At 48.4% G+C, this 14,572-nt stretch carries 11 protein-coding genes; 5 read left to right on the forward strand and 6 right to left on the reverse strand.

Annotation, left to right across the window (positions count from 1 at the left end; genetic code table 11):
* Positions 1 to 310 precede the first annotated feature (310 nt).
* The 3 genes from Pan54_RS13390 to Pan54_RS13400 form a co-directional block, all read right to left on the reverse strand.
* Positions 311 to 1,306 carry a CNNM domain-containing protein gene (locus Pan54_RS13390; protein ID WP_146503956.1) on the reverse strand — a complete coding sequence of 332 codons (996 nt, stop codon included), beginning with the start codon at positions 1,304 to 1,306 and terminating at the stop codon, positions 311 to 313.
* Complete coding sequence (locus Pan54_RS13395) at positions 1,303 to 2,604, reverse strand: CNNM domain-containing protein (protein ID WP_146503957.1); 1,302 nt, start codon at positions 2,602 to 2,604, stop codon at positions 1,303 to 1,305. The genes Pan54_RS13390 and Pan54_RS13395 overlap by 4 nt, the downstream gene beginning before the upstream one ends.
* Before the next feature lie 182 nt (positions 2,605 to 2,786).
* On the reverse strand, positions 2,787 to 5,078 hold the full coding sequence (locus tag Pan54_RS13400) for a carboxylesterase family protein (RefSeq protein ID WP_146503958.1): 2,292 nt from the start codon (positions 5,076 to 5,078) through the stop codon (positions 2,787 to 2,789).
* A 366-nt stretch (positions 5,079 to 5,444) separates the two neighbouring features.
* Between Pan54_RS13400 and Pan54_RS13405 the strand changes: the two genes are divergently transcribed.
* Positions 5,445 to 6,623, forward strand: coding sequence for an isocitrate/isopropylmalate dehydrogenase family protein (locus Pan54_RS13405; RefSeq protein ID WP_146503959.1), 1,179 nt, complete (start codon positions 5,445 to 5,447; stop codon positions 6,621 to 6,623).
* 598 nt (positions 6,624 to 7,221) lie between these two features.
* Here Pan54_RS13405 and Pan54_RS13410 read toward each other — a convergent pair.
* The 3 genes from Pan54_RS13410 to Pan54_RS13420 form a co-directional block, all read right to left on the reverse strand.
* A complete protein-coding gene (locus tag Pan54_RS13410; RefSeq protein WP_146503960.1) occupies positions 7,222 to 8,205 on the reverse strand; it encodes a DUF1571 domain-containing protein in 984 nt (327 codons plus the stop codon).
* Positions 8,206 to 8,588: 383 nt separating this feature from the next.
* Positions 8,589 to 9,545, reverse strand: coding sequence for a YdjY domain-containing protein (locus Pan54_RS13415; RefSeq protein WP_146503961.1), 957 nt, complete (start codon positions 9,543 to 9,545; stop codon positions 8,589 to 8,591).
* Positions 9,546 to 9,628: 83 nt separating this feature from the next.
* Positions 9,629 to 10,093: a GNAT family N-acetyltransferase gene (locus Pan54_RS13420; RefSeq protein WP_146503962.1), complete on the reverse strand. Its 465-nt coding sequence runs from the start codon at positions 10,091 to 10,093 to the stop codon at positions 9,629 to 9,631.
* A 222-nt stretch (positions 10,094 to 10,315) separates the two neighbouring features.
* Between Pan54_RS13420 and Pan54_RS13425 the strand changes: the two genes are divergently transcribed.
* From Pan54_RS13425 to Pan54_RS13435, 4 genes are all read left to right on the forward strand, one after another.
* Positions 10,316 to 11,533 carry an alpha/beta hydrolase gene (locus tag Pan54_RS13425; protein WP_146503963.1) on the forward strand — a complete coding sequence of 406 codons (1,218 nt, stop codon included), beginning with the start codon at positions 10,316 to 10,318 and terminating at the stop codon, positions 11,531 to 11,533.
* A gap of 356 nt (positions 11,534 to 11,889) precedes the next feature.
* Entirely contained in the window at positions 11,890 to 13,167 is a 1,278-nt protein-coding gene (locus Pan54_RS13430) for an outer membrane protein assembly factor BamB family protein (protein WP_146503964.1), read from the forward strand.
* A 154-nt stretch (positions 13,168 to 13,321) separates the two neighbouring features.
* Positions 13,322 to 13,462 carry a hypothetical protein gene (locus Pan54_RS25885; RefSeq protein WP_165441767.1) on the forward strand — a complete coding sequence of 47 codons (141 nt, stop codon included), beginning with the start codon at positions 13,322 to 13,324 and terminating at the stop codon, positions 13,460 to 13,462.
* Between the two features lie 30 nt (positions 13,463 to 13,492).
* Positions 13,493 to 14,446, forward strand: coding sequence for an ornithine cyclodeaminase family protein (locus Pan54_RS13435; protein ID WP_146503965.1), 954 nt, complete (start codon positions 13,493 to 13,495; stop codon positions 14,444 to 14,446).
* The last annotated feature ends 126 nt before the right edge of the window (positions 14,447 to 14,572 follow it).

Raw genomic sequence — 14,572 nt, forward strand, 5'->3', positions numbered from 1 at the left:
TTTCGAGCAAATTGAAAAAACGACTCAAGTTAGGCGACTGCAAGTGAAAGTAGGGTGGGCTAGCGAAGCGTATCCCAATAAATCGGAAAAATCACTGAGAACAATTATATTCCGAATCGTTTGGTTATGAGTTTCAATAACCTAACCGACATTGAGTGACTTCTTGAATACATTTAAGGCGAGCCGAGTCAGTCATGACTCGGGTAGGTCCAATTAATCAGCGACTTTCCTCTGTTCAAAATATCTCACAGGGATCATGAAAATACCCGAGTCATGACTGACTCGGCTCGCCTGATCAAAAAAAAATTCCCTACAGCACTGTTGCAGTCACCGACATTCCACCCTGATACAACGTTTCCGACAGTGCCTGACGGTAAATGATGCCGATCAGTTTCCCTTTATTGTAGACGGCTCCCAGATCCTGTTCGCTTTCCTGCAAAATCAGCAAGGCTTCCAGACGCGAGGCATCCGAGTCGATTCGAGGCAACTCGTGTTGAATTTCCTGAAGGGGTGCCCGAGAGAGCAGCAGATCACTGACACGAAAGTAGACTGGCAATGGCCCATTCCCAGTTTCTGTCACAACGGGAGCATAGACCTGGCCATACGCTTTGGCATGTTCCATCAAATTCGACTGAGAGAGTTCTCCATCGAAACTGAAAGCCACGCTTTTCGGAACGATGAGAGCCTGAATCGATTTGCTGGCGTTGACGAAAATCCCTTGCATCAGATTGTGCTGCACGTCGGTCACAATCCCTTCATCACGTCCCTGTCCAATCACGCTGGCCAAAGGACGACGTCCCAGTATTCGCAGCATCGGCTGCAGTTCGGTTCCACCAAACTTTTGAAACAACTTTGTGAGGATCATCAAAGGCCAACTCATCGGCAGTAAAATAAAATGAACCACTTCAAAGAAACGAAAGTAGCGTTTGAGCATCATTAGCGGTGACCGATAATGCAAAGTCTTCGGCAGCAATTCCCCAAAGATAAATATCACCGGTGAAAGTAACACCGTCACTCCGACTTCCATCGCCTCGGAAAGACTTCCCAACGCTCGAATTGCTCCATACCCAATTGCGCAGGTCGTTACATAATTGGCCAGATTATTGCCAATCAGAATTGTTGCCACAAAACGAGAGGGATCGCTGACATATCCGAAGATGCGTTTTGAAAGCTTGTCTCCAGTTTGTGCATCTATATTGAGCCGGAGTTTACTCGCCCGATAAAAGGCGGTCTCGATCCCACTGAAAAATGCAGAAAGTCGAATCCCCACCAGAAACAGCAACAGAATACCTATCCAGACAATCATTCAGAGCCCTCCGTATTCTGAAGGAAACTGTTATCACCTGGTTCCAGTAGAACACGCACACGCCCTGGAGCGGTCACATCAATGACGCGAAGCTTCCAGCCCTGCCAGAGCATTTCATCGCCCACTTCCGGAAACCGTCGTAAGTTCTGATGCAGCAAACCTGCAACGGTTACACTCGGTTCCTGATCGGAATCGAAATCAATGCCTAAATGCGATGCAAGATAACGAAGCGTTGTCAGCCCATCGAGATGGAACGTGTGATCGCCAATTTTCAGCATCGCCTCCCGCTTCAAAATCCGTCGGGCTCGACTTGGGGATGTTGAGAGAATCGTGTCCAGTAAATCTTGTTGAGTAAGTAAACCAATGGTTTGGCCATATTCATCGACCACAACTGCAACATGACACAACTTTGCACGGATCAGGCTCAAAGTCCGAGCTGCGTCCGCACACCAGGGGACATACACAACGGTTTCACGAAATGATTTTAGACCTTTGGATTCGGAGTATATGGTCCCATGCATCCAGAATACGCCTTGCACTTGATCGGTACCCGATTCAACAATCGCGGCAAAGCCTCCTGGCGGAGTGGAATGACCAAAGTCCTGCCAGATCGCCTCTTCATTAACTGTCAAATACGTTCCCCGCGGCCGCATGATTTCTTCGACCGCGATTTCTGACAGGTCTAAAATGTGATGCAAAATAATCCGCTCATTGGCGATCATCTCACTGGATTGCGAAGAAAGATCCACCGCTTTTTCAAGATCCTCGGCATCGATAATGGTTTCTTCCTGGAGTTTCGGCCAGAAACCCCGCGTCAAACCTCTTGTGATGACCGCCAAAATCGGGAGAACACGATCGAGCATGCGAACCGAAATAGATAACGGCCATACCACCAGACGAGAAATGGCTCCAGGAATCACAACGGAAAGGCTTTTGGGAAGGACTTCGCCAAATAGAATGATCGAAACAACTCCAAAAATGCTCAGCAACCAGCCTACACTATCGTAGCCATTGATGAGCAATCTGCGAGAGACCACCACACTCACAGCAAAGTAGGAAAGATTGATCACCAGATTCCAGAACAATATCGCGGTCAACAGTCGCGAAGGATCGATCAGCAGTTGGACGATTTGCTTTTCACCCGGTTTACCATTCCGAAAGCCTTGCAGGTCATCGCGAGTCAGCGAAAAAACAGCCGTTTCACTGCCTGAGAAAAAAGCCGAAGCGACCGTAAGTGCAATCATAATACTGACACCGGGAAGCCAGAGTGTCAGAGATTTCAGAATTTCTTCAGCCATGAATACTTTGAACGTGGGAGTAACTTCTCAGGAATAGAATCAACCTGAAGAATGATACGATACGTTCAATATTATTTCGACAATCAGCGGGATTCTGTCTGATGAATTCGAGAAAGAGTTCGAATCTTGCAGTTCCAACAGTTGTAATGTGCGACCAGTCGCCCCCAAGTAACGGTCTTGATTTACAAATCGACGCGCATCCAGTACAGCCTGTTGCGATCTCCGGTGAAGTCCAAGTGTTGCAACATCGTTTCGCCGTTTGGTTCCGGGAAATCGTTGAATTGAGTTCGGCCTTTCCAGCGGATTTTGACACGATCTGTAAAATCGACCAACTCCGGCGTCAGCCAGAGTGTGACGCGATTAGCTGCCACTTTCACGTAGATATTATTACCGGGCGTGATTGTCGCTTCGACAGGCAGGGCCGTCGCCGGAATGAGACGGCCTCCTGGACTGACTCGAGGATTGAGGGTTGCTTCGGGTAGCCCGGAAAATTCGAACCAGTCGAAGCGGTTATCGCCAGATCGCATCGTGACTCGCTCAAATTCCAGCGGTGGCAATTCGCGAATATGCAGCTTCATCCAGTCGAGAATCCGGGGAAGTTCATCCCGATAATCTTCCCCGCCACGCTGTTTATACTGTGTCAGGACGACATCCTGACCATACTTCATCATGCGTGTCCACTCGCTGGAATTGGCGTTGTAGAGATCGCCATCGAGTTCGCCGACTACAAAATAGGTAGGCAGGGCATCGCAGTTTTTCCAATAATGATGCGCGTATTCGTTGAACCGGCCGCCAATCGAAATCAAGCCTGCAAATTCGGAAGGATGAGACATGCCGACATCCAGAGCCGCGCTGGCTCCCGTACCATGCCCCGCCAGAAATACATGGTCGCTATCAATTGCCAGCCGCTTGCGGGCATCGCGTAAAATATCGAGTACGATTTCGTGCACAGCCGAGGAACCCGAAATATCTTCGGCTGGCCATTCCGGTGAAATAACAATGTAACCATTCCGATGAGCAGGCCCGCCCAAAGACGAACCACCCCACCAGGCAACCTCCGCTTGAGCAGGAACTCCCGCAGATGGCAAAGCCAGAACCAGCGGATAAGACCGATCCGCAGAGTACCCGAGTGGCAGCAACACCTGATAGCGATAGGAATTGCCAACATTCATCGTATTCAATGTGAAGGGCACACCAACTTGTGAGGCAGGAGTTTCGTAAGCTGGTCCCATATTCTGCACGATTGCTGCGAGAATATCGGGACCGATCCCTTCAAGCTGGGAAATAGAATGATAGATTTCCTGCTTGCGAATGGGATTTGTCACTTGCAGATAAGAACGGACCAAATCGCGGGCATCCCAGTAACTGATGGCGGTGTCAGCATCGGTTTCCGCTAATGCAGGACCTACGACCCAACCGGAGTAAGCCAGAGCCAGTTTTTGCTCTGCCGACAAGAATTGGTCGTCCAGGTTCTGGGTAAACGGTGTCAGCTTTTCTAGATTATGCCGAGTGAGACGTTTGTCGATGACCGAACGCATATCCTGAAAGCGGACTAATTGTTCCGGGCTTTTGACTTCAACCTGCAATCGCGATAACTCCGCACGAATCCGGTCCATCTGTTCGTATGCAGCTTCATGCTCGTTAATGATGCGATCGACTTCTTGCAAAGTTGCTTGGTTGATGTCCTTTCGCGGGAACTGATGAGCTTTCTCATAAACGAGTTCATATTGCCCTGCTGCGAGTCGAGTTTTGAATTCGTTTAAAAACTCCAACGCCTGGAGCTGTCGGATCAGCAGGCGGAGTTCATGGATACGATTCGCAAAATCTGGGAATTCTCCTTCTTTTTCAATGCGATCCAATTCCTGCTGAGCCTGCATCAGCATGTCGGCATCAATGAAAAATCGAACGATTGCCAATCGATCATTCGGATTTTTCTCATTGATGGCCATTGAGAGCGTGGATCGCAGGACATCAGGTGGAATATTCTGCGTGGTCACTGCGTATTCCCAGTTCTCTTTGAGGGCTTTGAGTCTGACATAATCAGGACGCAACAGGGAAATCGACTGCACGACATTCAATTCTCCCCGAGGTGTATTCAATGCGATGATTCGACGACCGAAATCCGAAAATGGTTGAATGACGCGATAACCGCCGACAGATCCGAAAGTCATCGTACGCGAACCTGGTGGAATTGTGATATTAAACTCTTCGACATTCGGCGAGCCGAGTTGAATTTCCTGCACCTGAGCCTGCGGCAGGTAAGTAATTCGGGGACCATCTTCAAATTTCGTGAATGGATAACTGGTAATCGGTCCCGAACTTCCGCGACGAATCAGATCCAGAGTCAGCCCCTGAACAGGTTCTGGCTTGCCTTCAAACTCAATCTTGAACCCACTCCGCATTATTGCCTCCCCAGCCGTAAGCGGAGAGACAAACAGCAGAACCAGCATTGCTGTGAGCAACTGAGGCCACATCCCCGAGTTCAAATTGCGTATTTTGAATGAAATGGTGAACACCTTACGCGCCAGTAGGAAACTCATTTATCATAAGAATCGGCAATTTTAACATAGCCCCGACACTCCCCGAAGCATTTTTTAGGCGGGAATTAGAGATCATTGGAAATTACTGAGATTTGGACTTTTTGAGTCATAAGTGAAAGTGAGCTGGCTTGAATCATTGCCCCTTACTTTTTTGTCACAGCGAAGACGTTCAAACTCTGCCCGCTTGCAGTGCATAGATGGTTACGATAATGTGTTTCAAACGCTGTAAAGACATCATTTTCATCAGAAAATCAGACGACAGCTCGCATTTATTACGCAACTTATGAGTAAGGGGAACTAATGTATAAAGTCACTTTGATTCCAGGGGATGGAGTTGGCCCGGAAATCGCTGAAGCCACCCGTAAAGTGATTGATGCGACTGGCGTAAAAATTGAGTGGGATCATCAGGAATGTGGTATCGAAGTCATCGAAGCAGAAGGTAGTGTGCCCGATCGAGTGATGGATTCAATCCGTTCCAATAAAATCGCACTGAAAGCTCCAATCACAACCCCCATCGGAAAAGGTTTCCGCAGTGTTAACGTCTTCCTGCGACAAGAGTTAGGCCTGTTTGCCTGTGTGCGTCCCTGCAAAAGCTATCCCGGAATGCTCTCTCGCTATTCGGATGCGAATGTCGATCTCGTTCTGATCCGAGAAAACTCAGAAGACCTGTATGCAGGCGTTGAATTCCAGGCTGGTGAAGAAAAAACGGCTCAGTTGATCAAAACAATCAACGAATTCGCGACTGGCAAGAAGATCAATACATCAACGAGCACAACGGGAATCAGCATCAAGCCGATCAGCCGGGAAGGTTCTCGAGAAATTGCCAACTTTGCCTTCGATTATGCGATTCGTACCAAGCGAAAATCCATTTCATCGGTTTGCAAAGCAAACATCATGAAATATACGGATGGCCTGTGGTACGATGTTTCCCGCGAAGTCGCTTTGGCTTATGGAGCAAAGTTTGAATGGGAAGAACTCGCCAATGGCGTGCAGCCTTCTCCCGAACTGGTTGGAAATGTTAAAGATGGCAGCAGCCTGACTTACACAGAACGTCTCATCGACAACATGTGCATGCAGCTGGTGCTCAAGCCAGAACTTTATGATGTCATTCTGACTCAAAACCTGTATGGCGATATTTTGAGCGACCTGTGTGCAGGACTCGTCGGCGGATTGGGAGTCGCTCCTGGTGCAAACGTCGGCCCTGATGCAGCGATCTTCGAAGCGACTCACGGCTCTGCTCCGAAATATGCGGGTCAGAACAAAGTGAATCCAACCGCTTTGATTCTCTCCGGCAAACTGATGCTCGAATATCTGGGCGAACTGGAAGCTGCTCAGAAACTGGATCGTGCTATCGGAGCCATCATCGCTGAAGGCAAAGATGTCACTTACGACCTGAAGAAAGATCGCAACGACCCAACGGCCGTCGGAACCCAGGAAATGGCAGAAGCCATCTGTAAGAAGATGCAGGAAATGGGCTAAAGCGAATCGCGTCCAATGAATTCAAAAGAGGCACGTCTTTCCGGAGACGTGCCTCTTTTTTATTGTTCATCAATAATTTTTGTGTCAATGACAAAATTCCAGTTCGCCCAAAAGATTCTTTCGGGGCGGCAAAGTCGCAAGAAGCCAGTTAGAAAATAAACCCTTAAACTGCAGTCCTATTGTGGACTTCGTCCACCCAGATAGCGGAGCTATCTGGGCGACCCTTTTTGCTTACTGAATAAAATTTGCAAATAAAAAAAGGGCTGAAAGCTGATAAAAGCTTCCAACCCTTCGGATCGTTATGGAGTGTGAATGAGTATGGTTTATTCGATCATGCACCAATACTGCCGAAGAGACGAAAGCCGTCTCTTCGATAACAACACAGTTCAATTTGTGTCTGGATGTAATACATGTCGAAAGCTAACTGCAGGTGAATGATACGTCTTGAGTAAATCATTGATGGTTGGAACCATTGCGATGCAGGTCTTATCGTCGTTCCTATAAAAAAACACCCGAGTCAGCCGTAGCTGATTCGGGTGGATATGGTAAAGACCCTCCTGATCTTAAAAGTTAACATTCCTGTCAAATGAACTTTGCGTTAGCGGAATCGGTAGTCCGGGTTTTCCGTGTTCCAAGTTGCATCGGCCAGTTCGGTTTCAAATACGATATCGCTGAACTGATAGCAGGAAACCAGAGATTCCTGTTCGACATCGACCATATTTTCGTTAGGCCAAGTGTACGATCGGCTGTAAACGGGCAAAGATAATTCTTTATCAATCAGAGTAATTGCTTTGCGAAATTCTGGTGACGATTCTTTGGAAACGTATTCCACGTAAACTTTGATACACGGACGATCGTTAAAGGTATGCCCTTCTTCGATAATACAATTTGGCGTCTTGGCAAGTTCCAGGTCGTGCATGCGGATTTTAATCAATTCGTTGGCCATTGTTTTGAGACCAGCTTGAGTCACCGGATGCTGAGATTCTGCCTTGGCTCGTTCTCCATGCGGGTCGAGTTTAAGAGTCGGCACGAACCGACCTTTTAGCCCACCCAGTTTCACAAGCATACGACCATCATTTTCATTCTCTGTGTAAAGTAATTCCCGGCCTCGATCGCCAGTCATCCATTTCATGTAAACGGAAAAGGGAGCATGTCGCAATTTGACTGCGATTTGCTGTTCGTCACGCAATTCTCCTTCGATGCGCTCCTGCCGATTAAAGATGAAGGAATACTTGTCCACATTTTCGAGCCGCGCCACTCCTTGTTGAAGAATATCAATAGCCTGCTTGATAGCGATGACATTGGGATTAGCCGGAACAACTTCTGCCGTCGAATTCAACTGGTCTTGAGGATTCGGAACTTTCTGAGTTTCGAGAACCTGGATGTCTGCACGATCAGGAGTTTCGATGATCGACTGAACTTCCAATCTGGAGAGTCTGGTTATCTGTATCGGATCGTCTGCAATGGCAGAATCGAAACTGAAGTACAGGCAACTGAAAACACCGCCAGTCAGCATGGCCGCTACGAAGTTCCGTAGACTGTCAGATGCTTGTTTTTTAGATCTTTGAAGATCTCTCGTCATGAGATGCTTCCTGTTATCTGCACGCAACGGGACTGCATGAGCCGCCCTGTCTATTAATTGGGACTCTGTGTGAATAGTCAGGAGTCTGAGCCGATGAGTCGTCAGTGCCCGAACAATTCACAACAGGTGAAGTAATCAGTGACTGACTTGGGCTGCGTTATGGATACTTTCAGAAATGCCATTCTGAATCGCATCTTGCGGAATTGGCAACGATAAGTCATTCGTGATACTTTAAAATTCGGCTGAGTGACTTCATCGCAATGACCAATTTTTTTGAAGAATTAATAACCGCATCAAGAGTTTCAACAGTTGCACGCTGTAAACTTTAAGCAATTTCTCCCGATCAAACAGTTTCAATAACCGAAACAATCAGAAGAAGCTTTCTAATTTCCCTGTTTTGTCGTCACGTCTTTTTGACATTGAATTTTGATGACTACAGGTGTTCCCGGAACCGGGACAGCTTGCGGATTGGCTTCATAGCCTCGCTGACCATCACTCGCACTGCTTTTGATGGCGATGTCGATCATTGCGGAAGGAAAATTAGCGACGCAAATTAAATCCCCCCCGTCGGCCAAATAGCGTTTTTGTCCGGTGGTCGGATCAACATCAATAATGCTGCCGGCAAATACCCAGTCGGCATCCAGAGGACTGGGCTGACTCGATTTTTGCAGATCCTGAATCGCTTTTTGAAATGCGGGATCATTCGAAAGAGTCAGGAGTTTTTTCTGATCTTCAGTAGACATCATGCCGAAGTGCAGCAATTCCTGATTGGTTTTGTCGTACATCAAATCAGAATCTTCTGGAAGTGTCAGTCCAGCAGGCAGCGATGCGAGGGGAGCGATGAAATAGCGGCGGGTGACCGTCTGAATCCACTCACGCGAATCCTGCTCACGAACGGCTCCGTCGTCTGCTTTCCATAAGATTGTAATCGCGAGGACTTCACCCGTGGGAGCTTTGAAAACGGGATCGAACGAGACCGGCTCGCCCGATTGAGCCCCTAATGCAAGCAAAGCCGTATGAATGGGGGTCGCGGAACAATTGGTGGCGAGAATCGATTCGTGCTCTTTCGTTTGCTCGGGACAGCAAAGCATTTCAAGTAAACCTTCCTGCAAAGCGACGGTCGCCTTCAGATAAATCGCTTTTGCAGGCCGATCCAGAAACAGAGTCTCCTGAGGATTGAGAGGAGTCGCCTGCTTCAACAATTTCTGCAGTTTCTCCGGGAGTGCAGGCGGAGCGACTTGTTGATCATTGCTCAATGCTTTCTCATCCGCCGTAACCAAAATCGGCACGACACTCATCAGAAGAATCGTAATCAACAGACAACTGATGCGAGAAATCATATTTACGCTTTCCACAGAAACGAATTTGAACTTACAAGTATCAGGATCAACTCTCTAGCCATTGGACACTAGCCACTGGCCTTTCATCGTTCAATATGCTCCGGATCTGACACATCATATGGATCCTGGAACGTTTCCAGAAAGAGTGCTTTTCGTTCTCTGGGCAGAATAAAGTCGAAACCACAGCCCTTGAAGAATTCTTCCGAAGACGTAATCGCCATCACTTCGAGGATGCGGCGCTCGCGAGCCATTTCGACACAACGGGCCACAAGTAATTTTCCGATGCCGAGCCCCTGGTAAATCGGTGAAACCGCCAGTGAACGGATCTCGGCCAGTTTACTCGAATAGATTTCCAGCGATGCGAAGCCAACCAGTTTTTTGTCGACCTCGGCGAGAAATCCTGTGCGGACGAGCAGGTCAATCTCCCCCTCAGTACGTGGCAAAAGACGATGTTCGGCTACAAACGGATGGATGAATTCGAGCAGTCGAGCCGCGTCTTCTTTCTCCGCAGCGCGGATTGAAACATGTTCATTCATAGTCTCGGACATGCCGTCGGTTTGCCTTTTCATCAGTAAGCACGTCAAAATGGGATCAGAGCATATTTCATTTTATCAAATCATCAATCACGATACACCTCTAACGCTGTCAGGGATCCACTGGAAAATTCTCCGCCCACATCTTCGGACTCATCTCTATTGATTTTGAATCCATCTACGATCAATCAAACTCATTTCATCTGGAGATGGGCGATTGGCCTTTTTGGAATTGGCTTGATCCATTTGGTCGGTCAATATTTGATCCGTGAACCGAGTGAACGCTTCTGGATGTTTCTTCCCGGTTATATCTGGCTGCTGGCTTATTACCTGCAAGTGATCCCCAAGCCGGAGTTGCCTCGGCAAAGTCTCTGGACTCGCTGGTTTATGCTGATCATTTTGTGGTCGTTTCCGATCCTCTTTTACGTCGGCCTCGTCAAGTTGTGTCAGTCCCCGTTTTCGTGGCGTGAATTGTTGATCGTGGTCTATTTCTTCGTATTCTGCATCGAAATCCCCCTGCTCTACTTTTTTAATGGGCTGGATTTTCTGGATGCCAATGTGAAATCCCGTCTGAATAAATTCTGGGGAGCAATCGGACGGGTGCTACTAAGAGGCTGTGCCTATCTGATTCTGATACCGGTTCTGCTGACGATTTTCGGAATCCATCGTCCCAAACTTTTGCCAGCCGGGTTTCAATTCGCTGATCCTGCTTTCGTTGAAGCCATTGAGTTTGAGAGTCGAGAAGAGAATCCTCTGGTCCTGCGGGGAGAATACCTGACGCATCCCGCTGCGAAAGGGAGCGTGATCGTCTGTCATGGAGTGGGAGCAAATCGAAGCGATATTTCTGCCATCGTCGAACAGGTTTATGAGAGCGAGTATAACGTACTGACTTTTGATTTTCGCGGCCATGGTGAAAGTGATGGCCACACCATTACCTACGGCACCCGCGAACGGAGAGATGTGCTGGGGGCTTATGACTATCTTATTTCCCACCCCGACACTGATCCTAATAAATTGTATGCCCTGGGCGTTTCGATGGGTGGGAGCGCTCTACTACTGGCGTTGCCGGAAATGCCTCAAGTTCAAGCTGCGATTGTCGACTCCTCATTTGCCGATCTGAATTTGATGGTGCATCATCAATTGAAATATTTTCCGAAAGGAATTCGCATCGGAATGGTCTCACTAGCCAGGCTGGTGGGCTGGATCGAGACAGGCTCCGATTTAACGGCGATGCGTCCTCTCGATTCCATCCGTGAAATCGACTGCCCAATCACAATTATTCACGGTCAGGCTGACCGTGTCGTTCCTTTCGAACAGGCCGAACTGCTGAAATCGAACTGTAATAAGCTGAAAACCTTTTATGCTCCTGAAGATATCGATCATATCGGTACAGCGATGCTACAACCGTGGTTGTATCAGGAGTTGATTCGGGGTGCGTTTCGAAGCGATGAATAATGCCACCAATCAAAGCTTAATCGAGACAAAACCAAATGGGGGTGGCGGGGGCGCTCCGCTTTAGCGGAAGCCCCCGAAGGTTTATTAACTCGGGGGCTTCTCTTCGAGAGCGCCCCCGCCATCCTCGTTTAAATTATGTTCCTGAATATATCATTTTGGAATATTCTACGAGTCTATTTGCAAGCAACCTCCAATCATGCTTGCCCTGCTGCGCGATGCAAGCATGGCACCGGGCACTTGGTTTTGTAGTCAATGAAACAGGTTCCTGTCGACAGGTTACTCGGAATGCGGTAGTTTGATGTTTATTCGCATTTCGCTTTATGTCTTCAAACAACTGTTTATAAGGTAAAGGGTTTATGAATTCTCAGATGGGAAGACGTCACTTCTTAGCGGCATCGAGTACATTGGCATTGGGGGCAATTTCCTCGCCGGTCTTCGCTCAGCAGAAAATGCAAGGCGCTAAGTCAGCCTGGTGGTGCTGGCGGGGGCCGAATGGAGATGGGACTTGCGATCAGACAATTTCGCACTCGCTGCAAAAAGACAAAATGAAGTGGGCGACTCCGGTGCCGGGCCGTGGACATGCTTCCGCTACTGTCACTGAAAATGCGATCTATCTCCCGACAGCCGACAGGGCTCAGCAAACGCAGTCTGTGCTGGCCTTCAATCGAACGGATGGAAAACCGTTATGGTCGCAGGTCATTCATCGGGGAGGATTGAATCACAAGAATCATCCTAAGAATACGGAAGCGACCCCGACCATTGCTTTCGATGGAGAACGGCTATTTGCCGTCTTCTTCAATGCCGATGCCATCCATGTGACTGCTCTCAATCCACAGGGCGAAACGCTCTACCAGAAAACACTCGGCTCGTATAAACCTGATAAATATCCTTATGGATATGCCCCCTCCCCCATTATTTACCAGAACTTTGTTCTGATTGCAGCTGAGTATGAACTCGAAGCGTATATCGTGGCGCTGGATCGGGCGACTGGAAATGAAATCTGGCGAATCAAACGCCCCAATAACTATTCGTTTTCCCCTCCGATTGTCGCGCGGACGAGCGGACGAGATCAGTTAGTCATCAGTGGAGCCAATCAGGTTGCCAGTTACGATCCGATGACCGGTCAACAATTGTGGACAACCGCAGCCACAACAGCCGCGACTTGTGGCTCGATTGTGTGGGATGAAGAACGTGTCTACGCCAGTGGAGGGTATCCGAAACCCGAAACGGTTTGTATCGCTTCAGATGGTTCAGGTCGAGTGATCTGGAAAAACGATCAAAAATGTTATGAGCAATCGATGCTCTATCACGAGGGAGCCGTCTATTGCGTGAACGATACGGGCATCGCTTATTGCTGGCGGGCGAGTGATGGACAGCTGATGTGGCGGGAACGCTTCGGGGGACCGTACAGCAGCTCGCCGACTTTGGCCAAAGATGTCATTCACGTCTTCAGCGAAGCGGGAGAGCATTTTGCTTATCGACCGAATCCCGAACGCTTTGAACTGCTCGCTCGCGAACAGGTTGCCACCGATGTATTTGCTTCGCCTTCGATTGTCGAGAATACGATGTATCTACGAGTGGGAAATACGGGACCTGATGGAGTGAGGCAGGAGTATCTGGCGGCGTTGACGTAAGAAAATGAGTTCGTCGAGTTACTTCAAAATAAAAATGATAATCCGGACAAGAGATATGGAATTCGCTCTCGATTATTTTGAAAACATGAGACAATAGAGTTATCGTGTTGAGATCACACATCTGTTGAAGCATCCTATCGAGAAAGACAGAGTCATGAGTGCTGCATTTCTGACCGACGACAAAGAACCGCGAACGGATACTGAGAAAAAGGATGACGAAGAAAAAATTGATGAAGCCTCTGAGGAGTCTTTTCCTGCCAGCGATCCCCCGGCTTTCAACCCGAGTCACCCTTAAGGATTCCCAGGGCAAATAGTAAATAGTAATATGACAGCAATCTTTCTGAGAGAAGAGGATGTCCGGCAACTCGTCAATATGTCGGATGCCGTTAAGGTGACCGAGCAGGCATTTCGGCATCTGGCTGAAGGAGCAGCGTTCAATCAAACGCGTGGTCGACTGCGAACCAATGATGTGATGTTACACGCACTCGCAGGAGTCGACCGGACAGCCAATCAGCTTGGCTGGAAGATGTACACCACGACCCGCACTGCCGCTCGATTTCTCGTCGGCATTTACAATGGGACTTCTGGGACACTGGAAGCTTTGATCGAGGCCGATTATCTGGGACAACTTCGCACCGGGGCTGCTTCAGGAGTTGCAACGAAGTACCTGTCCCGGAACGATTCTGAAACTCTTGGTTTAATCGGTACTGGCCTGCAGTCTCGGACTCAAGCCTGGGCGATTGCTGAAGTTTGTCACTTGAAGCAGATTTTCATCTACGGTCGAAACGCAGCGCGACGCACGGCATTTGCAAAGCAGCTCGCGGAGGATCTTTCCCTTGAAGTCATTGCCTGCGAATCAGCTGACCAGGCTGTGGAACAAGCCGATGTGATTGTCACGGCAACAACCAGCCAAACTCCTGTCTTTGATGGTAAACGCCTCAAAGCAGGGACACACATCAATGCTGTTGGTTCCAACTTCCTGAAGAAAACGGAACTTGATCTTGAGACACTGAAAAAAGCTGACATCATCGCATGCGATTCTCGTGACCAATGCCGCCTGGAAGCTGGTGATTTTGTCGAGGCTCTATCAAAAGGTATTCTCAGTTGGGATAACGTTGCAGAACTTTCGGAGGTCGTCACGGGTCAAGTCAGCCGCGATACTGATGAGCAGATTACGCTGTTCAAATCTGTCGGACTGGGCCTTCAAGATGTCGCCCTCGGCTCTCTGATTGTTGAACGCGGGAAGGACAGAAAAATAGGAATCGACTTGCCGTTCTGAAAATTCTTCCTCAGAATCTTCTGAATTGAAAATTGAGACTTGCCTGAACTGATGCTATGATATCAGCCACGTCTGATAAGTAGCCCGGGACTCTTCCTGGCAAGCCGAATCAATTTATTGAGATTC

Source organism: Rubinisphaera italica (assembly GCF_007859715.1).
In the GTDB taxonomy this organism is placed as follows: domain Bacteria; phylum Planctomycetota; class Planctomycetia; order Planctomycetales; family Planctomycetaceae; genus Rubinisphaera; species Rubinisphaera italica.